The sequence below is a fragment of the Winogradskyella ouciana genome (assembly GCF_009709615.1).
In the GTDB taxonomy this organism is placed as follows: domain Bacteria; phylum Bacteroidota; class Bacteroidia; order Flavobacteriales; family Flavobacteriaceae; genus Winogradskyella; species Winogradskyella ouciana.
Genome location: NZ_WJYA01000002.1, coordinates 48343 through 72675, shown reverse-complemented (window position 1 = coordinate 72675; position 24333 = coordinate 48343). Strand labels below are relative to the sequence as shown.

General features: G+C 34.5%; 20 protein-coding genes and 4 tRNA genes. 14 read left to right on the top strand and 10 right to left on the bottom strand.

Translation table 11 applies throughout. The features are described 5' to 3' along the window. Positions 1 to 51 precede the first annotated feature (51 nt). From F1003_RS01120 to F1003_RS01105, 4 genes are all read right to left on the bottom strand, one after another. The gene (locus F1003_RS01120) at positions 52 to 915 is read right to left on the bottom strand and encodes an N-acetylglucosamine kinase (RefSeq protein WP_155087359.1); all 864 of its coding nucleotides are present in this window, start codon (positions 913 to 915) and stop codon (positions 52 to 54) included. 68 nt (positions 916 to 983) lie between these two features. Continuing rightward, entirely contained in the window at positions 984 to 1985 is a 1002-nt protein-coding gene (gene gap, locus F1003_RS01115; RefSeq protein WP_155087358.1) for a type I glyceraldehyde-3-phosphate dehydrogenase, read from the bottom strand. Positions 1986 to 2017: 32 nt separating this feature from the next. Continuing rightward, complete coding sequence (pfkA, locus tag F1003_RS01110) at positions 2018 to 3004, bottom strand: 6-phosphofructokinase (RefSeq protein WP_155087357.1); 987 nt, start codon at positions 3002 to 3004, stop codon at positions 2018 to 2020. A gap of 143 nt (positions 3005 to 3147) precedes the next feature. Then, complete coding sequence (locus F1003_RS01105; protein ID WP_368732346.1) at positions 3148 to 7563, bottom strand: translocation/assembly module TamB domain-containing protein; 4416 nt, start codon at positions 7561 to 7563, stop codon at positions 3148 to 3150. Positions 7564 to 7715: 152 nt separating this feature from the next. Here F1003_RS01105 and tsaD point away from each other — a divergent pair, with 152 nt between their 5' ends. The 8 genes from tsaD (at position 7716) to F1003_RS01065 (ending at position 14158) form a co-directional block, all read left to right on the top strand. After that, on the top strand, positions 7716 to 8738 hold the full coding sequence (gene tsaD / locus F1003_RS01100) for a tRNA (adenosine(37)-N6)-threonylcarbamoyltransferase complex transferase subunit TsaD (protein WP_155087356.1): 1023 nt from the start codon (positions 7716 to 7718) through the stop codon (positions 8736 to 8738). Continuing rightward, positions 8738 to 9199: a hypothetical protein gene (locus F1003_RS01095; protein WP_155087355.1), complete on the top strand. Its 462-nt coding sequence runs from the start codon at positions 8738 to 8740 to the stop codon at positions 9197 to 9199. Before tsaD ends, F1003_RS01095 begins: the two co-directional genes overlap by 1 nt. A 98-nt stretch (positions 9200 to 9297) precedes the next feature. Beyond that, on the top strand, positions 9298 to 9927 hold the full coding sequence (locus F1003_RS01090) for a peptidylprolyl isomerase (protein WP_155087354.1): 630 nt from the start codon (positions 9298 to 9300) through the stop codon (positions 9925 to 9927). Then, positions 9927 to 10631: a 16S rRNA (uracil(1498)-N(3))-methyltransferase gene (locus F1003_RS01085; RefSeq protein ID WP_155087353.1), complete on the top strand. Its 705-nt coding sequence runs from the start codon at positions 9927 to 9929 to the stop codon at positions 10629 to 10631. Before F1003_RS01090 ends, F1003_RS01085 begins: the two co-directional genes overlap by 1 nt. Before the next feature lie 3 nt (positions 10632 to 10634). Further along, positions 10635 to 11276 (top strand): DUF4159 domain-containing protein, encoded by a 642-nt coding sequence (locus F1003_RS01080; RefSeq protein ID WP_155087352.1) that lies wholly within the window; start codon positions 10635 to 10637, stop codon positions 11274 to 11276. A 55-nt stretch (positions 11277 to 11331) separates the two neighbouring features. After that, positions 11332 to 11835: a TrmH family RNA methyltransferase gene (locus F1003_RS01075; protein ID WP_155087351.1), complete on the top strand. Its 504-nt coding sequence runs from the start codon at positions 11332 to 11334 to the stop codon at positions 11833 to 11835. A 48-nt stretch (positions 11836 to 11883) separates the two neighbouring features. Beyond that, positions 11884 to 12972, top strand: a complete 1089-nt coding sequence (locus F1003_RS01070; RefSeq protein ID WP_155087350.1) for an AI-2E family transporter — start codon at positions 11884 to 11886, stop codon at positions 12970 to 12972. Positions 12973 to 12979: 7 nt separating this feature from the next. Continuing rightward, complete coding sequence (locus tag F1003_RS01065) at positions 12980 to 14158, top strand: THUMP-like domain-containing protein (RefSeq protein ID WP_155087349.1); 1179 nt, start codon at positions 12980 to 12982, stop codon at positions 14156 to 14158. On the opposite strand, the gene pdeM is transcribed toward F1003_RS01065, so the two are convergent. The 5 genes from pdeM to F1003_RS01040 form a co-directional block, all read right to left on the bottom strand. Beyond that, positions 14148 to 14795 carry a ligase-associated DNA damage response endonuclease PdeM gene (pdeM, locus tag F1003_RS01060; protein ID WP_155087348.1) on the bottom strand — a complete coding sequence of 216 codons (648 nt, stop codon included), beginning with the start codon at positions 14793 to 14795 and terminating at the stop codon, positions 14148 to 14150. The two genes, F1003_RS01065 and pdeM, sit on opposite strands and share 11 nt — an antisense overlap. Next, positions 14796 to 17249, bottom strand: coding sequence for a ligase-associated DNA damage response DEXH box helicase (locus F1003_RS01055; RefSeq protein WP_235898259.1), 2454 nt, complete (start codon positions 17247 to 17249; stop codon positions 14796 to 14798). Beyond that, positions 17246 to 18835 (bottom strand): ATP-dependent DNA ligase, encoded by a 1590-nt coding sequence (locus tag F1003_RS01050; RefSeq protein WP_155087347.1) that lies wholly within the window; start codon positions 18833 to 18835, stop codon positions 17246 to 17248. The genes F1003_RS01055 and F1003_RS01050 overlap by 4 nt, the downstream gene beginning before the upstream one ends. Next, positions 18832 to 19869 carry a ligase-associated DNA damage response exonuclease gene (locus F1003_RS01045; protein WP_155087346.1) on the bottom strand — a complete coding sequence of 346 codons (1038 nt, stop codon included), beginning with the start codon at positions 19867 to 19869 and terminating at the stop codon, positions 18832 to 18834. The genes F1003_RS01050 and F1003_RS01045 overlap by 4 nt, the downstream gene beginning before the upstream one ends. A 63-nt stretch (positions 19870 to 19932) precedes the next feature. Then, positions 19933 to 20526, bottom strand: coding sequence for a hypothetical protein (locus F1003_RS01040; protein ID WP_155087345.1), 594 nt, complete (start codon positions 20524 to 20526; stop codon positions 19933 to 19935). Between the two features lie 175 nt (positions 20527 to 20701). On the opposite strand from F1003_RS01040, the gene F1003_RS01035 reads away from it, so the two are divergent. From F1003_RS01035 to F1003_RS01015, 5 genes are all read left to right on the top strand, one after another. Beyond that, positions 20702 to 20785 (top strand) — tRNA-Ser (locus F1003_RS01035). Between the two features lie 26 nt (positions 20786 to 20811). After that, positions 20812 to 20886 (top strand) — tRNA-Pro (locus tag F1003_RS01030). Between the two features lie 126 nt (positions 20887 to 21012). Further along, positions 21013 to 21086, top strand: a tRNA-Arg gene (locus tag F1003_RS01025). 140 nt (positions 21087 to 21226) lie between these two features. Then, on the top strand, positions 21227 to 22423 hold the full coding sequence (locus F1003_RS01020; protein ID WP_155087344.1) for a site-specific integrase: 1197 nt from the start codon (positions 21227 to 21229) through the stop codon (positions 22421 to 22423). Between the two features lie 570 nt (positions 22424 to 22993). Then, entirely contained in the window at positions 22994 to 23209 is a 216-nt protein-coding gene (locus F1003_RS01015; protein WP_155087343.1) for a type I restriction-modification enzyme R subunit C-terminal domain-containing protein, read from the top strand. A 253-nt stretch (positions 23210 to 23462) separates the two neighbouring features. On the opposite strand, the gene F1003_RS01010 is transcribed toward F1003_RS01015, so the two are convergent. Continuing rightward, positions 23463 to 23786 carry a hypothetical protein gene (locus tag F1003_RS01010; protein ID WP_155087342.1) on the bottom strand — a complete coding sequence of 108 codons (324 nt, stop codon included), beginning with the start codon at positions 23784 to 23786 and terminating at the stop codon, positions 23463 to 23465. A 451-nt stretch (positions 23787 to 24237) separates the two neighbouring features. On the opposite strand from F1003_RS01010, the gene F1003_RS01005 reads away from it, so the two are divergent. Continuing rightward, a tRNA-Arg gene (locus F1003_RS01005) sits at positions 24238 to 24309 on the top strand. Positions 24310 to 24333: the final 24 nt, after the last annotated feature.

Genomic DNA, 24333 nt, shown 5'->3' with positions numbered 1-24333 from the left:
TAATAAGTTTTACAATAGCACTACTAAGATTTATTAACAGCTTATTAAATACTATAAATTCTTTACATGATAATCTACGAGTCCTTCAATAGGTCTTCTAACGAAATTCCCGACTTTAAAACCGTACTCTTTTGCAACTTCTTCAATTTCATTTTTAGAGAAAAAAGCTATAGAACCCGCAAAATGAACAGGAACTCCCTTCTTTAATTCTTCTTTAAATTGAAGTATCATATTTTCGGTAAAAAGACGAACACCTTTTTTTATTAGATTGACAACATAATCAGAATCTTTGTTCAAAAACATAAACTCTGCATGGTCCGCCAAATAAGCACTTGGGTTGGCTTGTTTATACAGGTTGTACTTAATAAAGTCTGCATCTAAGTTATGCTTGTGTTCAAAAGCCAACTTAATTACTTCTGGCATTTTGTTAAAATAGTAATCTCTTATGAGTTGTTTGCCAAAATAATTACCACTGGCATCATCCATAAGAGTATAACCCAAACTATCTACACGTTGGTGCAGTTGCTTTCCATCAAAGTAACTACAATTAGAACCAGTACCCATAATACACACCACTGCGGCTTCGTCCTTAGTATTAATACAAGCTCTAACGGCAGCGTATGTATCTTCCCTAACCTCAACTAAAGATTGAGGAAAATAATCTTCTAAAACAGACTTTAGTAATAGACGAGGTTTTTCGGTTCCGCAACCTGCACCATAAAAAAAGATGTGCGTCACTTCAGAAACTAGAGCCATGAGCTCTTTATTCTTCCTAATGGTTTTTCTGAGCTTTTTTTCTTCAATAATGGCAGGGTTTAATCCCTTAGTCCTTATTTTATCGGCTGCTTGTTTTCCTTTCTTATCTATAGCAATCCAATCGCACTTAGTAGATCCACCGTCAGTAATTAAAATCATATGCTTTCTTATATCAAAATTCTGTAGAAAGAGAGATGTTCAAACTTCTACAGAACTTCAAATTCATTTTATAAACTATTGATTTTCTGAGCTAAATCGACTAACTTATTTGAATAACCAAACTCATTATCGTACCAAGCTACAAGCTTAAAGAACGTAGAGTTAAGCTCTATCGCAGAGTCAGCATCAAAAACACTCGTTCTTACCTCACTTACAAAATCTTGAGAAACAACAGCATCCTCAGTATAACCTACAACACCATTCATAGAACCCTCAGCCGCTTTTTTGACAGCAGCTTTAATCTCTTTTAATGATGTTTCTTTTTTGGTCTTAACAGTTAAATCCACAACAGAAACGTCTGCTGTAGGCACTCTAAACGCCATACCTGTTAATTTACCATCTAACTCAGGAATTACTTTGCCCACTGCTTTTGCAGCACCTGTAGAAGTTGGGATAATATTATTAAGAGCGCTACGTCCTAACCTATAATTCTTTTTAGAAGGTGAATCTACAGTATATTGAGTAGATGTAGTAGCATGTATTGTGGTCATTAACGCTTCTTCTATACCAAAATTATCTTCTATAACTTTAGCTAAAGGCGCTAGACAGTTTGTAGTACAAGATGCATTTGATACAATGGTATGACTTGCGTTAAGTTCATTGTCATTCACACCCATAACAAACATTGGTGCATCCTTACTAGGTGCAGAAATAACAACTTTTTTTGCACCACCATCTATATGGTATTGAGCAGTTTCTAAAGTTGTAAAAATACCTGTACACTCAGCTACGATATCAGCACCAGCTTCATCCCATTTTAAATTTTTAGGATCGCGCTCTGCGGTGACACGAATTGATTTACCATCAACTACCAAATTTCCGTCTTTTACTTCAACTTCTCCATCGAACCTTCCATGTACGGAATCATACTTTAATAAATATGCTAAATGCTCCACGTCCAATAAGTCATTTATTGCAACAACATCCACATCATCACGGTTTACAGTAGCTCTAAATACAATTCTACCTATTCTACCAAAACCGTTGATTCCTAATTTTAAATTTGACATATATCTTACTATTAATTAATTTTTCGTTTATATTAAATTGACATTATATCTGAAACTCTAAGAAGCTCCATATTTATTTTAGATTTTCCTTTTACGGCTTGGTCAAATGGCGTTAAATCAATAATATCATTTTTAAGACCAACCATAAAGTTGCTTTTTCCTGCTATTAAACTTTCAACAGCCCTTACTCCCATTCTACTTGCTAAAACCCTATCGAAACACGATGGAGCTCCACCTCGTTGCATGTGACCAAGAACTGATACCCTTACATCGTAACCTTCCATATTCTGATCGACGTAATCCTTTAGCTCAAATACACTTTTTCCTATTTTATCACCTTCAGCTACAACAACTATACTTGATGATTTTCCGGATTTTTTACTTCTTCGTAAAGATTCAACTAATCTATCTAAACCTAAGTCTTCTTCTGGAATTAAAATCTCTTCAGCACCGCCTGCAATACCTACATTTAGAGCAATATGACCAACATCTCTACCCATAACTTCAACAAAAAATAATCGATTATGTGAACTTGCTGTATCTCGTATCTTATCTATGGCATCTACAACTGTGTTCAGCGCAGTGTCATACCCCAAAGTATGTGTTGTACCGAAAATGTCATTATCTATGGTTCCAGGAATACCCATTACCGGAAAACCAAATTCTTGATTAAATATCATGGCACCTGTAAAACTTCCATCTCCACCAATAACTACAAGGGAATCAATACCTGCTTTAATTAATTCCTCGTGTGCTTTGGCTCTTCCTTCTTTTGTTCTGAATGTTTGTGATCTTGCAGACTTTAAGATAGTGCCTCCTTTATTAATAATCCCTTTAACGCTACGCGCATCCATTTGCACAAAATCTCCATCAATCATTCCTTCATAACCTCTATAGATTCCATAGCATTCAATTTTATGATAAGCACATGCCCTTACCACAGATCTAATGGCTGCATTCATTCCTGGAGAATCACCTCCAGATGTCATTACTCCTATTTTTTTAATTGAATTTGACATTAACGTATTTCTTTTGAAAGTAAAATTAAGAAACAATGCAAACAAAAAAGCGGCTATTATGATAAAAAAACAGAGCGAAAACTAATTCAAACGTTTTCGTTAATAAGTATTTTAATAAAAAGCAGGAAAGTGTAGTTTAGGACTTAGTTTTTGTCTTCTTTTTTCTTCATGGACATATATTCTGGCATCATAGAATCCTCTTCCTTGTTCTTTTTTTCTTCTTCTTTTTTTGCCTTTTTATCCTTTTTGTTCTTTCCGGAAAATATAATATCTATCAACTCTTTAAAAGTATCGAATTCTACATTATACGATAATCCGACACCTTGGGTATAACCTATTTCTTCACCAAAATTCCGAATATTATTTTCACGATTGAATACTTTAGCTCTAAATGTTCCATCTTCATTGAGCAACCAATCTATTTGCACATCCCCTGTAATAGTAGTTTGTTGTGCACTCCCAAATGGAACACCTACTTTCCCATTAACTAAAATTTTATCGGATATTCTAGTCTGTAATACAAATCCAACTCTACTATCAGTTTGTAACTCTGGCGTATCTTGTCCAAGCTCTAAATCTAAACTAAGATTTAAATTATCATTATTGCCACCTAATAAATTATTTACTATCCCACTTAACCTTTCTGCTATTGTACCAGAGAAATTGACATCATTTACACCGCTTGCAAAACTTCCTGTTGCCAAGAATATTAATGCTTGGTTATCGCGCTCATCCTTAGAAGCTAACCTGTAATCTAACTCAGATTTTACCGTAGAGGTTACGGTTGGAAACCTAAAATCGAATTGTGGATCTGGTTGTTCCAATTGACCCGTAAGATGAATTTCAACCTCAACAGGAATGCTTTGATTTATTGGATTGTCTAATAATACCGATGGGTTTGCTGAGCCTTGGTAAACAGCTTTAATATCTATTTGAGCTTTCATTGGGTCACCTTCCCAAACAATGTTTCCGCCTTGTTCTACATCAAATCTTTTTTCTACTAAACCACGATATCTAAAATTATAAACCCCTTCAAATACTGAGAAATCTCCCCACATATTGAAGGTACCGTTAGTGTTGATTAAGAACACCAGGTTACCTTCGCCTTTACCCCTTATAGTGCTACCAGACTCCTTATCAATTACTATTTCTATTGTTGCATTCTGATTTACATTTAAATCAAAATTAAGCTCTAGTCCTTTAACCTCTATAGCTTCGGTAATTTCGCCGTTAATTCTAGCTTTCTTTTCTTCTGGACTTAAAAAATGAATAAATGAGTTATCACCAAAACTTTCAGAATCATTTAAGGGAATATTAAACACAGTGCCAGGTGCTGTGCTTCCGTCGACATCAATAACCAATTGATCTGTTGGCCCTTTTATGGCTGCATTCCCAGAAACAAAAGCTGTTCCGTAATAGAGCTCATCTTCAGACTCTTCTGTGTTTAACACCAGAAGTCTATCCGTTTCTAGGCTTAAACCTAATTTCCAATCAGAAAAATTATTGTGTTCAATATAGCCGTTGAGCGTACCTTTAGAAAAGTACTCAGAATCGGTCATTGCAACATTATTAAAAATAAACTGCTGATTACGAAGTGAAACTTTAGAATCGAAATCAAATCCGTAATCTACATTAAGATACGGAATGGAAAGACCAGCTCTATCAAGCAATAGTTCTCCATCTATACTTGGTTGTCTTAAGCTGCCTGTGACTTTTGCATTTCCAGAAACAAGACCTCTTATATTACTTATAACACCTTCTCCGAGCGGATTCAGTGGATCTAGTAAAAACTCTTCAAAAGTGACATCTAAGTTTATTTTCGGGTTGCGTTCTGCGACATCGATTGTTCCTTTTGCCAATAGCGATGTTAAGTTATCATTGACAAGAGACACATCTACATTATAATCTGTAATTGAGTTATTGCCCTCTATACTTGCTGTTAAATTTCCTAAATCGTAATCATTTACAAAAAGACTGCTTATCTCTACATCTGACTTAGGAAGATACACTCCATTATTCTGAACAATATCTAGTTTACCATTTACTATACCTCTCAATGAAAGACTATCTATACGAGGCGTAATCTTAACCAATTGTACATCCTTAAAATCTACTCTTATATTTTTATTGGCTTTATCATTAATAATACCCGAAAGCTCTATCTCCTCATTACCCTGATTTATGGTTATTGGAAAAATATCAAAGGATTTAAACTGCCTATCAAAACGTATTTTATTAAAACTATTTTTTTCTGAATTAACAAACCAATCATAACCTTTAAACTTTACATCAGATTTTCTAAAACCAACTATAGATTTGTTGGCTTCATCAATGGTATAAAATAGATTGAGATTAAATTCATCCTGATTGTTCTTACCACCCTTAAATTCGGTCTTAACGAGTAAGGTGTCTCTTTTAGTAACATTTATAAGTGTGAAATCTGAAGCATTATATACTCCAGCTCCAAGACTATCTACTTCAATAAAAGTATTGTAAAGTGGATTGCTATTATCTACTGATACATTAATATTATTGGCAAAATAATCTTTAAATTTAATCTCGGGAGAATTGAAAGTTAGTTCAAAGCCTCTTTCGTCTGTTTCTACCCTACCCTCTATAAACGTGTTTTTACCTAATATTAGATCCTTAAAAAAGACTGCGGCAATTTTAGAATATATATTAAATTTAAAGTCTATATACTGACCACCTTCAACTTCATTGGGAATGTAATTGGTATATATACTACCTATGGAGTTTTCAACCAAATCCAAAATATCGTTGGTTTTAAACTGCCCCTTTATATTTCCATTAATAATGTCTGGAGAGTTAATTGCAATGGTACGTTCATTACCATTAAAGGAAGATACAATGTCAAAATCCTGAAAGTTATATGTGTTATCCTGATTTTTATACGTTGTGTTTGTTATGTTAATGGCTCCACTGGCATTGTCAAATGTAGAGCCTGTTGCGGTCATATTTACAAGTCCTTTGAATTCTGATATACTGTCTCTAGTGACAAAATTCAGCGTTTTTAAATTGGCGTAACCTACATTAGCGTTAAAGTCGAATTTTTTTTGCTCTTGGGAGAAATCCGCTAAACCATTAAACTCTAGTTGTAGGTTGGCATCATCTGCTTTTAACTCTCCATTAAACACTTTATTACCTAAATCACCAGACACAACTATATTTTGATATACATAATCATTATATTCTAAACTAAAAATATCGCCTTTTACATCAGTTCTTAGGTTGTCTACTGTAAAACCTTTACCGTCTACATCTAAATCTAACGAAGCCTTTTTCAATGACGGATCATCAATTAATGCACCTATATCAAATTCATCAAATACAACATTACCTACATATACAGCATTATCAATATCATTAATCTCTGTAAGTTTAAGATTGGAATCGATAAAACCCAAATCGGTATCTATGGTAATATCTGCATCAATTTGCTTTGCAGTAACATAAGATTTTCCCACGATTTTAAAATTTCCAACCTTTGAAAGAAAAGTAGGCATGGATCTCCCTAATATATTTGGAAGCAAAGCAACTAAATCATTGTAGTTAGAGGCTAAATTTTGAAACTCGCCCTCAATAGTAAAACCTTCTTCATTATTACTAAAAAGATTTTTAAAAGTGACGTCACCTATAATTCTTGTATTACGTGTTGTGCTGGTATTAAGATTATTGGCTGTTAGATTGTTTAAAGTGCCTGTTAAATCAGCATTGAAACTTGCACTTTGATTAACCCCAAACTCATCAAAAAATGCATTTAATTCTGTTAAATTGATTTTTGAATCCCTAAAACTCGCATCAACATTTACCTTATTTGTAAAATCCTTTAAATCCTCTCGTTTATAACCAAACCTTAAATCCCCTTTTAATTGTGATCCTTTCGTTTTAATATCGAGATTACCAAAGTTCATATGGCTTAGAGTATATTCAAAATCTGCTGTAAGATTTTCTACCCTAACGCCTTGGCTATGGTTAAAATTGAAGGTATTGATACGTGAGCTAACATTTGGCCCATCAATCAAAAAATTAGTTGTATTGGCATTGAGTTCTGTAAACTCTAATATTTTAGGAATTTCTCTATTATCATCAATAAGCCGAAATACACCATTTTCTATAGAAACATCACTCGATGAAAACAAAAATTCACTTTTTTCCTTTCGTGGATTGTCATCATCAAACTTTGCCACGAAAACATCCAGGTTTGTATCCGTTGCACCTTCGTAAGTTCTTAGGTTAAATATCAAATTTTGAATGTCTATATCTCCAAAATTCAATTTGCTGTTATAAAGGTTCCTGAAACTGATAATCGATGTGTTGAGCTCACCAATGCTAAAGAGCGTATCCCTTTTATAATCTCTTATAAGAATTTCCTTTAATTCTACATCTCCATTAAGTTGAAGTCCAACGCGACCAACATTGATATCTGTTTTATAATCCTCGTTGAGCCTATCCGTTACATATTGACCCAGTTTGGTCTGTACGGCAGGAATTCCCAGAATTAGAAAAATAATAAGAAACAGCAACAAAAATATGCCCACTATTTTTCCTATTATTTTGAGTACTCTTTTGATAGAATTTACGCTTATGAATTGATGAAATCTTCACTACATTTGTACACCACAAAATGCCGTATTGTACAATGTTTTACCTTATCTGGTAAAATTAACAATTATTGTGCCTAATATCGACTATGGAAAAAGAAAATATTTATATCCTTGGTATTGAATCTTCTTGCGATGATACATCGGCTGCTGTACTATGTAACGACAGAATTTTAAGCAATGTTGTTGCAGACCAAAAAATACATGCAGAATATGGTGGTGTGGTGCCAGAATTAGCATCGAGAGCACATCAACAGAACATTGTCCCAGTTGTGCATCAAGCGCTAGAAAAGGCCGGTATTTCCAAAGACCAATTAAGTGCTATTGCCTTTACTCGTGGACCTGGTTTAATGGGCTCACTTCTTGTGGGTACTTCCTTTGCAAAATCCTTGGCTTATGGTTTGGATATTCCATTGATAGACGTTAACCACATGCAAGCGCATATTTTAGCACATTTTATTGCTGAGGATAATCACAATAAACCACCTTTTCCTTTTTTGGCTATGACCATTTCTGGTGGCCACACACAAATAGTGAAAGTGACCAGCCATTTTGAAATGGAAGTCTTGGGAGAAACTATTGATGATGCGGTTGGAGAAGCCTATGATAAAAGCGGAAAAGTTTTAGGCTTAGGTTATCCTGCTGGTCCAGAAATTGACAGAAGAGCACAACTCGGAAACCCAAAATCCTATAAGTTTACCAAACCAAAAGTTGATGGCTTAAATTTTAGCTTCTCAGGATTAAAAACTGCCATCCTCTATTTTGTACAGCGCGAAACGAAAGCCAATCCTAATTTTGTTGAAGAAAACCTGAATGATATTTGCGCATCCATACAATACACCATCATTGGTATTTTAATGGATAAATTAAAGCTTGCCGTAAAGCAAACTGGCATAAAGCACATTGCCATAGGTGGTGGTGTTTCGGCAAATTCAGGAATAAGAAAAGCCTTAAAAGACGCCGAAAAAAAACATGGTTGGACTACATACATTCCAAAATTTGAATATACCACAGACAATGCTGCTATGATTGCTATTGTCGGCTACTTAAAGTATCTGGAAAAGAATTTTGCTGATTTTGATGTAATGGCTACGGCTCGGTTGAAGATATAATGCTAAAACTAAAAACTCATAAATATTATTTCTTTTTAGCATTGCTAATGGCTTTAGCCTACTTAATATCTAAGCTTCTAAAATTGACTTTTGTTTTTAATATCGTTGGTACATATTCTGTCATTCTATATTCGGATATTTTTGTATTTATGTTTTTATCAGTTTTAATATTAGCCTTAATTTATTGGTCTCTTTTTAAAGGAAATATAAAGTTGATAGATGGTCTTTCTAAAATTCACACTACGATAACAATAGCTGGCGTTTTATTATTTACAATATTTTTAAGTTTTTATGATTTTGTCAGTCCATCAGGTGCGAATTCTCGATTTCCACTTTTTGACAATCCAATAAAAAATACTAAGGTATTAGTTACTATTATAGTAACAGTATCTGTTTCTCAGCTAATATTAATTTTAAATATTGTTATTAGTTTGGTGAAGTACTTTCAAAAAACAGATTAGGTTAAATTGTTAAAACATCTGTTGATAAGCTAAATCACTATAGCTCAATTTCACTTTAAAATTTATTTGTTTTGTGGTACAATCAATCTCTATATAACATGAAGCAACTTTTAGCATTACTGTTTTTTATTCCAGTCTTAAGTTTTTCACAAGATTCATTAGAACAAGAATTAGATTCCATAAGCACTACTGAAGAAGCAAAAACATTTGCCAAAACCCATAAAAAAGCCAATAAGAGCAAACTCTATACCTTCAATAAAGAAAAGCACAAAACACGATTGGCAGACGACCTTTTTAAACTCTCAAAAGGTGCCAAAAAAGTTGTTAAAAGCGAGGATAAAACCACCTATTATAAAATTATTGACAAAGAAAACGTGCTACACTACAGAGCCAGCTATATCTATTTTGACGGTAATAAAATGAGCCTGGAGGACATCAATAAAAAGAGAGCAAAAATTATGGCACAATACAAACAAGGCTATAGATTTGACGCTTTGGCAAAACTACACTCCATGGACATAAGTGCCAATCGTGGTGGTGATTTAGGCTGGTTTCCTGAAGGGAAAATGCACCCAGAATTTGAAGAAGCCATAAAAAATCATAATACTAATGATATCTTTACCTTAGACATTGAAGAAGGCAAATGGTATTATATTGTACTTAAAACTTACGATGCCAAACCTATAGAAGAGATTACAGTTTTAAAATATACCGAAGCTACCGATTAATGCAATTATTCTACAACCCAAATATATCTGAAAACGATAGTGTATTTAGTTTCGATAAGGACGAAAGCCGACATATTGTAAAAGTACTTCGTAAAAAAGTTGGAGACCAATTGCACATTACTAATGGAAAAGGCTGGCTATTTGAAGCTGAGTTAATTTCAGCAGACGCAAAGCATTGTTCTGTGGATATTACTTCAAAAAGTTTACAACCTAAACGGAATTTTCACTTGCATCTGGCCGTAGCACCAACCAAAATGAACGACCGTTACGAATGGTTTTTAGAAAAAGCCACAGAAATTGGCATTGAGGAAATTACACCGATTATCTGTGATAATAGTGAACGTAAGGTTGTAAAACTAGAGCGTTTTGAAAGAATCATTCAATCCGCTATGAAGCAATCTCTTCAATGTTATTTGCCAAAGCTCAATGCTCCAATGTCATTTCAGGATTTTGTAAATCAAGAATTTTCAGGTCAAAAGTTTATTGCACATTGCGAGGAAACTGATAAAAAATCTTTGAAATCAGAGTTGAAAACAAATGAGGACTGTATTGTTTTAATTGGGCCAGAAGGAGATTTTAGTGTTAAGGAAATTGAAATGGCTTTGGCAGCTAATTATATTCCAGTAACTTTGGGTGACACGCGCTTACGGACTGAAACAGCCGCAATTACAGCTTGCCATTCCATAGCTTTTGTAAATGGATAATTTATGAGAAACTTAATCGCTTTATTTGTAATACTTTTTACTTCCCAACTTTTTTCCCAAGATGTTGCAGTACTAAAATACAAAGGTGGTGGCGATTGGTATAGCAACCCAACAGCACTACCAAATTTGGTAAAATATTGCAATGATAATATTGACACCAATATCAATGAAAACATACAAACAGTAGAAGTTGGTAGTACTGATATTTATCAATTTCCGCTCTTGCATATGACAGGTCATGGCAATGTGTTTTTTGACGATGATGATGCCGAAAACCTAAGAAACTATCTCATCTCAGGTGGTTTTCTTCATATCGATGACAACTACGGCATGGAACCTTACATCACAAAAGAGCTCAAAAAAGTTTTTCCTAATAATGAACTGAGAGAAATACCAAAGGATCATGCTATTTTTAGTACTGCCTTTGATTTCCCAAATGGTTTACCAAAAATCCATGAGCACGATGGCAAAGCACCAAAGGCTTTCGGGATTTTTCATGAAGGGAGACTTGTGCTCTTATTTACTTTTGAAAGCGATTTGGGTGACGGTTGGGAAGACCAAGAAGTGCATAACGACCCTGATGACGTACGCGAAAAAGCGCTGAAAATGGGAGCTAATATTGTGAAGTATGCTTTTGAAAACTGACTTGAGACTTTAGAGAGGAAAACTAGAAGCTAGACTTCAACACTGACTACTTAAAATGCAACTCACCCATTACACTTCCAACTTTAAAAAAGTAAAACATCCCATTACTTTGGTATGTGACAACATTACCAACGCACCAAATATTGGGAGTCTATTCCGTACAGCCGATGCTTTTGGTATTGAGCAAATTATATTTTGTGGAGATAATATTCCTTTAGGAAAGCGCATGACCAAAACATCACGCTCTACAGAAAAATATGTGAATTATAGCGTTGAAGCGAACATTAATGAGGTTATTAAAAACTTTAAAGCAACAAACCATTTTATAATCGCTTTAGAAATCACTGAAAGCAGTACTGAACTCAGTCAGTTTACATTAGAAACAAACCAATCTATTGTATTAGTATTAGGCGATGAAAATTTTGGGATTTCAGAACATGTAATAAAGCTATGTGACGCTATTTTACATATCAATATGTACGGGAACAATAGTAGTATGAATGTAGTACAAGCCACAAGCATTGCGCTTTACGAATTAACAAAGCAACTCAATCTTTAAATTTGTCTTGCTGAATTTATTTCAGCATCTTTGAGTAAATTAAAACTAATGAATTCAAAAATCATCGCAAATGGTATTTTAAGAGCTTTAGGTATATTGCTGGCCATTACCCTGATTTTATTTTTTCTTTATAAAATTCAAGTTGTTATAGTTTATATAGCTATTGCAGCTGTGATTTCGCTCATCGGAAGACCTATTGTCTTGTTTTTAAGACGGAAATTGAAGTTTAACAATACCATTGCCGTTGTAGTTACCATGGTCTTTTTTATTGGGTTGTTGATTGGGCTCATTGGTATGTTTATTCCTCTAATTGCGGATCAAGGACAAAAATTATCGTTATTAAACCTTCAACAACTAGAGAGCAATGTTGAAAACCTTTATCAGCAAATCGTAACCTATTTTGAGTTCAATAATATTGACGTAGAACAATCTATTAAGGACTCTAACTTACTGTCTAAGCTAGATTTTTCATTGATTCCAAATTTCTTCAATGGTCTAATTAGCGGATTGGGAAGCTTTAGTATTGGCCTGTTTTCTGTTCTGTTCATTTCCTTCTTCTTTTTAAAAGACAGTAGGTTATTTGAAGACGGTATTATGACCTTCGTTCCTAAGGGCAACGAAATGCGATCTAAGCGCTCATTCACAAAAATTAAAGACCTATTGTCACGTTATTTTGTGGGTCTTATTCTTCAGATTTTTATTCTATTTGTAATCTATACCATTGTGCTATTGATTTTTGGTATTGACAATGCAGTTGTTATAGCGTTTTTATGCGCTTTAATAAACCTAGTGCCATATGTTGGCCCTTTGGTTAGTGGTTTTTTAATGCTTTTATTAAGTATGTCTAGTAACCTAGGTGAAAGTTTTAGCTTGGTGATTTTACCTAAAACTACTTATGTAATGATAGGCTTTATCGCGGCACAGCTGATTGATAATTTTTTCAGCCAACCGTTTATATTCTCTAAAAGTGTAAAATCGCATCCGTTAGAAATTTTCCTTATAATTATTATTGCCGGAATTTTATTCGGTGTCGTTGGTATGATAGTTGCCATACCAGCTTATACAGCTATTAAGGTTATTTTAAAAGAATTTTTATCAGAATACAAAGTAGTGAATAAACTTACCAAAGGATTATAGCTATAGTTTGAACAAGGCTATTTTAAATATTGAAGTACAGGAATTTATAAATTCACATATCAATTCAGATGTTTCCAGTTTATTGTTGAAAGGTTTACCTTTTGAAGGTATTGATGCCAAACTGATTATAGAACAGATTGAAGCGAAAAAACGTTCAGAAAAAAAGTTACCAACCTGGTTTAAAACTGAAAACATTTATTATCCCAACAAACTGAACACTGAGCAAACATCCTCTGAAATCACAGCACAATACAAAGCTGATTTGGTTTCTGGAAAAAATTTAATAGACCTCACAGGCGGCTTTGGGGTTGATGCGTTTTATTTTTCAAAACAAGTTGAAAATGTTATCCATTGTGAAATCAAAAGTGGATTATCTAAAATAGTAGCACACAATTTTGATCAATTACAAGTTTCAAATGTTGAATGTATAAATGAAAATGGAATTGAAACCTTAAAAAAATTGGACCAGCAGTTCGATTGGATTTACATCGATCCTTCTCGACGGGACGATTCCAAAAACAAGGTGTTTTTAATAACGGATTGTACGCCAAACGTTAAAACGTATCAGGGGTTATTTTTAAAATATGCAGAAAACGTGATGATAAAAACATCACCTTTATTGGATATTTCTGCCACACTTTTAGAAATAAGTAACGTCAAGGAAATTCACGTCGTTGCAGTTAATAACGAAGTGAAAGAATTATTGTGGATTTTAGAACGCAACTATTCTGGATCCGTTTTAATCAAAACCGTCAATATTCAAAAAGAAAATCAACAAACTTTTGACTTCTATTATGATGAAGAATCTACTGCAAAAGTTGAATACACCCGACCTTCTAATTATTTGTACGAGCCAAATTCAGCTATTTTAAAAGCTGGAGCCTTTAAATCGGTTAGCTATGACTTGGGAGTTAAAAAACTTCATAAACATTCGCATTTATATACTTCTAAAACATTAATTGATTTTCCCGGAAGACGTTTCAATATTGAAAATGTTGTTCCTTTTAATAAAAAGGCTTTTTCTAAATTAAAAATTCAAAAAGCAAATATCACGACTCGGAATTTTCCACTATCTGTTTCTAACATTCGTAAAAAATTTAAAGTAAAGGATGGTGGAACTATTTTTTTGTTTTTTACTACTAATTTAGAAGATGAAAAAATAATTCTAATCTGCTCTAAAATTTAAAAATCGAGGTATCTGTAAAAGCATAACAAACCGAGTCCTTTAGCTGAGAGCGCGTGTTTAACCCAGTTAATAAGCTAAAAGCAGGTAATATAATTTGATGTTCATTCACTTGGAAGCAAGGTAATTTTAAGAATTGCTTGCCCCTACCTTTTATCCTTACACCAGGATGGGTATGACCTGAAATTGTAAATTGTTCTGAATGCTTTTTTAAATGCTCATGCACAAAGGTGAAAGGTGTAATTTCCAATTCTTTTTCAATCTCAAAATCAAACTTTGAAACTATGCTTTTTGAAAGTCGATCGTGGTTTCCTTTGATTAAAACAATTTGTACATCTTCAAACTGGTTCAGCCATAATTGAAAAGTGTCTATGTCGACATTGGCTTCTGCATGGAATAAATCACCAACAATCAACAGTTTTTGAGCGTTAAAATAAAGAATCAGTTGTTTCAAACGTTCTAAATCGTTCTGAAGCACACCATCAGGCATGGGTATACCATGTTTTCTGAAGTGTGCGGTTTTGCCGATATGTACATCGGATAGAATTAGCGCGTTTTCACGTTTCCAAAAGATGGCGCGTTGATTGGTGAGTGTCAACGTTTCGTTTTTTACGGAAATATTTTCGGTAATGATATTCAATTAATCAATCTTAAATGCTTGTGCTTTAATACGCTGAATTCGTTTATCCAAACTCTCGTTGCTCATAGTTCCTCGAAGACTATCAACTTTAAGCGGGAAGCTCAAAGGTGTAAAAGATTTGGCATGTTTCAAAATGATTTTGCTTTTTGAAATACGTTCAAAAGCAGCTTGTAAACGTACTTCTTCTAATTGTTGGTTGAACACTTCCGTATAGGCTTGTTTTAATAACAAATTTTCAGGTTCATAATCTTCCAAAACCCTAAAAATCAGTCCAGAAGAAGATTGTAAACTTTTATTGTTCTTTCGAGCACCTGGTTGCGATTGCACTACCAAACCAGCTATTACTGCTATATCCCTAAATTTTCGAGATGCCATTTCTGACGCGTTAATACTCGCAATCACATCATCCATTAGATTTTCCTTGCTTAGTAATTTTGAGATATTGTCTTCATTAACAGGAATCGATTGGTCACTCAATAATTCAAAACCATAATCATTCATCGCAATTGTAAAGGTTAGTGGCTTTAATTTACTGATCCTGTATGCCATCAATGCTGAAAACACCTCGTGAATCAATCTGCCTTCAAACGGATACATAAACAAATGATGACCGTCTCTTGTTTCAATCATTTCGACTAAAAATTCATCACTTTTTGGTATGTGTGAATGAGCATCCTGTCTGGAAATCAAAGGATTTAAAAAACGTAATTCTTTTTCTAATCGTCCAGGTTCAAGCGCGTCAGATAATTTTAACCGCATAAAATGGCTCAAGTGAGACGTCAACGGCAAGCGACCACCCAACCAACTTGGCGTCACGGCTTTTTTGGCTTTACTGCGACGTACCAAAACAGTCATATCTTTAATTTGTGCTAATTCCAGAACTCGGCCTGCCAAAATAAAATTATCACCAGGCTTTAGTTTCGAAATAAAGAACTCTTCAATCATACCAATATAACCACCAGAAAAGAATTTGACCATTAACATCACTTCACTCACAATAGCACCAATATTCATTCGATGTAGCATGCTAATGCGTCGGCTTTTTACTCTGTAAAGACCATCTTCATCTTTAATTACTTTATGAAATTCCTCATAAGAACTTAAAGTTTTTCCGCCTTTAGTGATAAACTGTAAGCACCATTGCCATTCATCTTTAGTGATGTAACTAAATGCATGCGTTTCTTTTATTCGAATAAATAGCTTTTCAGAATCAAATCCCATACCCACAGCGTTGGTTACCATAAACTGAATCAACACATCAAACGTCATTACCATTGGATCGCGGGTTTCGATTTGATTTTGTTTTACGGCTTCCTTTAATGCTGAAACTTCCACCAATTCTAACGAATGGGTCGGAATAAAATAAATCTTGGAACGCTCATATGGCGAATGACCACTGCGACCAGCACGTTGCATAAAACGCGCTATTCCTTTAGCTGAACCAATTTGAATAACACAATCTACTGGCTTAAAGTCCACACCCAAATCGAGAGAAGACGTACAGACTACAGCTTTTAAATAACCGCTGGAAATGCTATCTTCAATCCAATTTCGTAATTTTTTATCGATTGATCCATGATGAATGGCGAGTAATCCAGCCAATTCCGGATTGGCATTAAGCAGCAATTGATACCACAATTCTGATTGGCCGCGGGTATTTGTGAATATTAAGGTTGTAGTGTTGTTTGCAATAATTGGTAAAATCTTATCCACCATTTTGGCACCGAGATGCCCTGCCCAAGGTAGCACTTCAATCTCGTCTGGTAAGACCGAAACAATATCAATTTTCTTATTCTGCTTGGCTTTTATTTGAGTGACTTTTAGATTAGGGTAAGGGAGAAGTACACTTTTCGCTTCCTCAAGATTACCTATCGTCGCTGTAATTCCCCAAATTTGAACTTTCGTTGAATAGCTTCGTAGTTGTGACAATGCCAACTCAGTAAGCACACCTCGTTTGTTTCCTAAAAGTTCGTGCCACTCATCAATAGCCACGCAATTTACATTTTTAAACCATCTCGAATTCTTCTTTTGTGAGAACAGCAAATGCATGGTTTCGGGTGTGGTGAGCAGTACGTCTGGCATTAAGCGTTCCTGTTTTCTTCGAATATTCGTTGGTGTGTCACCATTTCGCACCTGAACTGACCAATCCAAACCAATCTCATCAACGGCTTCCGTGATCGCTTTTGCCAAGTCTTTTGCCAACGAACGCAAAGGGCTTATCCATAGTAGTTTCAATCCTTTTTGATATTTATCTGGATGATTTAAGTAATCGATAACTACAGCTAAAAAAACTGAAAATGTTTTCCCAAAACCCGTTGGTGCCACTACCATTCCGCTGTAGCCATTGGCATAACGCTGCCAAGTTTGCGTTTGAAATGGAAAAGGCGCTTGGGCTTTCTCCGCCATCCATTTGTGGATAATCTGTAATCCTATGCTCTCGTTGAATTTGCTCAAGGTGCTGTAATGAGTTGTTTCACATTTTCAATAGTGTCAATTTCTTCCACGGGTTTATCTTTTCGCCAACGTGAAATTCTTGGAAATCTCAAAGCTACACCAGATTTATGACGATTGCTGAGCGCAATACCTTCAAATGCGATTTCAAACACCAATTCTGGTTTAACAGTACGCACTGGTCCAAATTTTTCAATGGCATTTTTATTGACCCAACGTGAAATTTCTGTAATTTCTTTATCGGTTAAACCTGAATACGCTTTTGCAACCGTCACTAAAGCATCATCTTTTTTTACGGCAAACGTGTAATCCGTATATTTTGAACTACGGCGACCACTACCCTTTTGTGCATAAATCATTACGGCATCAATGGTCAATGGGTCAACCTTCCATTTCCACCAATCCCCTTTTTTTCGGCCTGTGTGGTATGGAGAGGCTTTCTGTTTTAGCATTAAACCTTCACTGTTTATAGCTCTTGAATTTTCTCTAATCGCGTGAAGTTCATCCCATTTTTCGAAATCAACAATAAACGATAATTTAAGTTGTGCAGGCAATGCTATCGAATTAAAAATTGTTTCCAATATTTTTCGTCTTTTGGCAAAAGGTGTCTCCCTGATATCATCGCCATTAAATTCCATAATATCGTAAGCATAAAAACCAATAGGAACTTCTTCCAAAAGTTTTTTGGTGACATTTTTACGATTCAAGCGTTTTTGCAAATCGTTGAATAGCAGTACTGCATTATCTTTCATGGCCAATATTTCACCATCGATTACAAAATCATCGCTAAAATTAGAAATCACTTCGACCAATTCAGGAAATTGCTGAGTCACTAATTCCTCACCACGAGACCAAATGAAAATTTCGTTATTTCGTTTTACGATTTGTCCTCGTATACCGTCCCATTTTTGCTCAACAATCCAATCGTTAGGTTCACCTAATTCTGGTAATTCCTTTTCTAAAGCATAAGCTAAACAGAATGGATAAGGTTTAGAATTATCGTAGTTGATGTGAGTACCTTTTATTAATTCTTCAAATGAAATGGAATCAATATCCCAATTTCCAATAATACTGTGCATCAGTTGATTGGCATCAATCCCTGTGAGTTTTGCCATAGCATTTACCAATGTTTTTTTGGAAACACCGATCCTGAAACTACCACCAATTAGCTTGTTGAAAATAAGACGTTCCTGTTGTTGTAATCCTGACCAAGCTTCTAATACGAAGCGCTTTTTTTCTTCGTCACTTTTTGGCTTTAAAGCTTTGAGTTCTTTCATCCATTCGTTCAAAGTCAAATCGAGTTGATGTGTTGGTTGCGGCAATAAAAGCGCAATGGTCTCGCCCAAATCACCAACTGTGCTGTAGCTTTCCAGAAACAACCACTCTGGCAGTTCTGTAATTTCCATGCACCATTGTTTCATAAATGCTGTTTTTACAGGTCGTGGTGGACGTTTTCCTGTGAATAGTGCGATTAGCCACAATTTATCTTTGTCTGGTGCGGTCTCAAAATAATTGACCAATGCATCTATTTTTGCATTGGTTTTATTGGTGATTTCTATGGCTGATATGAGATTGGAAAACTGCTTCATTCGGTTTCAGCCTTTTCAGTTTCCTTTTCGGCTTGTGCCATTTGCTCATTGCCATATTCGGTTTTTAGCTCATCAGCTTTTATTCCAATTTCATTTAGGTATTTTGAAAATATGGCTTGAGAACCGTGTGTAACATAAACTTGTTGGGCTTCTGTAGCTTTAACAGCTGAAATCAAACCATTCCAGTCTGCATGGTCACTAACTGCAAATCCTGCATCAACAGCTTGCCAACGACGATTACCACGAATTTGCATCCAACCTGAACATATTGCCGTTGCCGCATTAGGAACACGTTTCAACATCCGAGAGCCCAATAATGCTGGTGGTGCGATGATGATTCTATTTTGAAGTGTTTTCTTGTCTAAATCTGCTGACCACAATTTTGTTTCTGGTAAGTAAATTCCTGACCCTTCAATAGCTTCGTTTAAGTTTTTAATAGCGCGATGCACGTAAATTTCGTCGCAGCCATCTAGTAAGGACATTAAACGTTGTGCTTTTCCTAAGGAATATCCTAGAAATACTGAGGTTCTGTTGTTGGCTTGATTGGTTCTGACCCAGTTTTGCAAGTCATCTTGTAATTCTTTCTCTGATTTCCAGTTGTATATCGGTAAACCGAAGGTGCTTTCGGTAATAAATGTGTGGCATTTTACAGGTTCGTATGGTGCTGAAATGAAGTCAGGCTGCGTTTTATAATCACCAGTAAACACGACCACATAGCCTTTATATTCCAACCGAATTTGTGCCGAACCTATCACATGACCAGCAGGATGAAAACTCACTTTTACGCCATTAATAGTTATTGGGTCTTCATAACCTAAACTTTCGATTTTAATATCTGCGCCTATTCGGTGCTGAAGAATGGCTTTAGAATCATTCTGACATAAATAGCGTTTCATTCCCCAACGTGCATGGTCTGCGTGACCATGGGAAATTATAGCATAATCCACAGGAAACCATGGATCTAAATAGAATTTTCCTTGCGGACAATAGATGCCTTTTTTCGTAAATTTAATGAGTGGATTTTCTTTTGGCATAGCAATACGAAGCTATTGAAAAATGACATATTCTATTGACAAAATAGAGTTAAATTTTAACTGTTATAAAAACCCCTTTTGAGAAATAATAATGTCATCGCCCCAAAGTTTAACCAAATAAGAAATATCAATTGGAAAAAATGATGACGAGCCATCTGTGTTATATTTTACAGGGCATTCAATACGGTTACCATCAACTATTTTACATTTGTTTTTACCATTATCTGAAATAAAAATGTCTCTAGCGTCCAGCTTCTGATAGACTTTTTTTAAGTCGATAATTGCATATTTAAGAAAAGTTGTTGACTTATTAATTTCTGCTTTAGTGCTATCTATGATGCCGTAGGTGAAATAATGTGCTTTTATCTTATAGTACTCAGACTCATGACGGTCTTCAATTTTATTTTCATCCCTTCTATATCGGATTGTAAAATCAGAAAACCCTTTATATTTTTTATCCCTAAAGCGTTCTTGAATTGTTTTAATTTCATTTCCGCATCTAAACACATAGTCGATACCGTCCATCATATCTATATATTTGGCATAATCTTTTCTAAGCTGAACTTCAGTCCATTGCAATGGTTTATAAATTATGTTAGTAGCCATATGCTTGTGCACATAGTCAGTGAAGGCCCTGTCATTTTTATATTTAGACATAATGAGATAAATTTAAGTATATAATTGTCGTTATCAAAGTCATTAGAAATTTGACAAAAAATTCAAAAAATTTGTTGCGTTCTTTAATATGAAAAGTTACATTTGCACCCGCTTAACAGGTAAAAGAAATTTTATTTGTTGTTTGTGTAATTTTAAGAAATGTTCTTTTAATTTTGGAGAGGTGCCAGAGTGGTAATGGAGCAGATTGCTAATCTGTCAACGCGTAAGTGTTGCCCGGGTTCGAATCCCGGTCTCTCCGCAATATTGAATTGATAACCAATTTTTCGGGGTGTAGCGTAGCCCGGTTATCGCGCCGCGTTTGGGACGCGGAGGTCGCAGGTTCGAATCCTGCCACCCCGACAAAAAGCTTAAGTAAGATTTTGTTGAAAATTTATTTTCATAAAAAATTGTTTGAAGCTTTTGTAAAAAGCAACGCTTTTTACAATAACCTATTTTCAGGATCAACGTAGTTAATCCTTGAAGAAGGGTCGCGTAGCTCAGCTGGATAGAGCATCTGCCTTCTAAGCAGACGGTCACAGGTTCGAATCCTGTCGCGATCACATTATAACCTTCTGATTTTCAGGAGGTTATTTTTGTTTATACTAGTTTCATCTATTCCAGAGAATCAGATAATTTGACTATTTTCTGACGCTAAAAGTGCACAAAACAGCGCACACTTTGACCATAATACTTCCTAATTATGGCAACAGTAAAAATTAAGCTCGATACACGAAGAGCGAAGTCTAATGATACTTACAACATTATTTACAAAATCAGACACCTTAAAAAGGTTCACACAATTAATGCAGGTATTTCTGTATTAAAGAAGCACTGGAATAGCACTAATTCTCGTGTTATTAATTCCTGTCCAAATGCGAAAAGTATCAATCTAAAACTACTTAATGACTACTTAGCATTAGAGAAAGCAATTTTAGCCTTGGATGATGAGGTAACTATCGAAAAGTTAAGGCTACTTATAAAAGGCAAAACAGAAACTCAAACTAGTTCATTTAAAACCTTCACCCAACAGTTGATTGATGAAATGCTCACAACAAAAAATACTGGAAATGCTCTGGTTTATCGAACTGCTATGAACAGATTTCTAGATTTTTGTAAAAAGGATATTACGTTCACTGAGATTGATTATGTACTACTACAAAAGTTCGAAAATCATCTAAAACTCAAAGGTCTCAAACAAAATAGTATTTCTAACTATTTTAGAACAATAAGGGCAATCTACAACAAAGCTATAAAGCACAAACTTGTGGATAGGTCTCATTATCCATTCTATGACATTACTATTAAGTCTGAGCAAACAGCTAAAAGAGCTATTTCCAGAGAAGATATAAAACGATTACAATCTATTGAGTTAGATGAAGATTCTACAGCAAGCAAATCATTAAAATACTTTATGCTAAGTTTCTATTTACGTGGAATTTCGTTTACAGATATGGCTTACTTAAAGGCATCTAATATAAATAATGGTAGAATACTTTATAATCGTAGAAAAACTCACAAGAACTACAGTATAAGGCTCTTTAAGCCTGCTGAAGCTATCATTAAAAGCTTACAGTATGAAAACAGCAGTTATTTACTACCTATTATTAATGAAACTTTACAAGAGGACAGCTTAGAAGCTAAAAAAGTCATAAAGCAATGGATTAAAACTACTAACAAATATCTAAAACGTCTTTCTCTGGAGTTACAAAGTGATAGTACAATTACTACTTACACTGCTAGGCATAGTTTTGCAACTATAGCAAAGCGATTAGGATATTCTAATGAATTAATTGCAGAAGCTTTAGGTCATGAATACGGTAATAAAACCACAGCTATTTATTTAGATGCATTTGATACAAATAAAATTGATGAATTGCATATTGCAGTGATTTCTTAAATAATTCAAGATATCGATAGTAATTTTCCCTTGAGTTATATTTCTTAGAATATCGATGCTTTATGGAATTTTTAAGGTATGCTCTTTAGAAAAGAACATAGAAAACCCCTTACCAAATTTTGTTTGGTTTAGCAGAAGTAGTAGGTCATTAGACTTACTCTTCTGTTTTCAAACCTCAACTTATACAGTACTGTACGTCATAGATTATAAATCTATTTACACCCACCCTGGATACCGACACTTCCTGTTCATTCAGGACACTTTTTACTTTTGTGTTATGTTCCAAGCTACTGATTTCGCTAAAATCTTTGTGTACCTATTGGAGAAAACCGCCTCGCTATGTTTACCTGTTATTTCAAGGTCGCAATTAATAATCCAACTTCTAAACTGCTTGTTATCCTTTTCTTCAGATTCTTTCCACAGCTGGTCTCTTCAATCTCGAAGAGAGTACAATACAAATGTACAACCAATAGTTCTTTTCTACAAGTTAAAAAGGGCTGAATAACCAGCCTCTATAGGACTTGAGCCAATTTTAACATTTGAAATTTTATTGTTATGAAATAGATAAAAATGACAGGTAATTTAAGAGCAGATCAAATCACTTTTGTAAGAACGATAATGTCTTACCTTACTAAAAATGGCACAATAGATAAGCAAATGCTCTTTGAGCCACCATTTACAGACCTTAATGATCAAGGACTTACGGGTGTTTTTGAAAATGATGCAGATGTAATAAAAATTGTTAAAATCATTGACCTTATTAATGGTAATGCAACTGTAGCCTAGAAAATAACTTATTATATTATAAACACACGCATCCCTGACCTTTGTAATTAGGTCGGATGCTGATGAAGGTTAGAACTAATTTTTAAGATTAATAATTAGTTGAAAGATTAATTTTAAAGTTATTTTCTGAAATTTTCATACATCAGAAAAAATAGGTGTAGTCTAAAACCTCGTTTTTGGGCATATTTTAAAGCTTTCAAGCCCTTTTGATTATAGAAATAATATAGCATTATAGCTCTTCGAGATTATTAAATTATATGTTTCTAATCAATCTCACCCTGTTCTTAAAGGGTGGCTTTTTATAACTACTACCGTTGCGAATACTACCATCTATGAAAGATTTTGATTTGTAATTATAATTATTTATGCCTTCTGAGCTTATGTAAGTATCATACTTGAAATTGCCTACTGCTTTACTGTGAAGCTTAAACATTAAGTTTAGTTCTTCAATATTTGGAAGTCGCCACCTATCATCAGTTTCTGAAATTAGATTGAGAGCATTTTCAAAATCTAACTTTTCAGGAAGATCTTCTGAAGCAATCTCAAAGCTTAAGTTTTCGGTAAGAACATAGTACATTTTTTTATTTTTTTTAAAAATTTAAAAGCAATATAGACAAATAACTACTTCCAACAGAAACCCCAGTTTGTTAATATGGGATTTGGATACCCCCTACTTGTTAATTTATAAAAACCCAAAGCTATGTTACATAACGCGTAGTTATAGTAGCATTCATTTAGTTTCTGTACTATAACTGCATTATGTAAAATATCCGCTCGCCCAAGCACAAATAGCACTTTACAATTTTTATCAAAATCATAAAGAGCTATTTCTCAGCCAGCATGAGTAACTTAATCATAAGCTTTACATTGTAAAACATTATAATTAAGCTACACATGCTTTTTCGCTTGCCTAGCTTTAAATCATCAATAAGAGAAAATTACTAACTTTATAATAATATTATTAATCAGGTTAAAGTGATGCACAAAACGGAGCACATTGCTTCACTGGAATCACAAAGGCTAGAAAAGATCATAGCTCAGCTGGATAGAGCATCTGCCTTCTAAGCAGACGGTCACAGGTTCGAATCCTGTCGCGATCACATTAAGCCTTACTAGAAATAGTT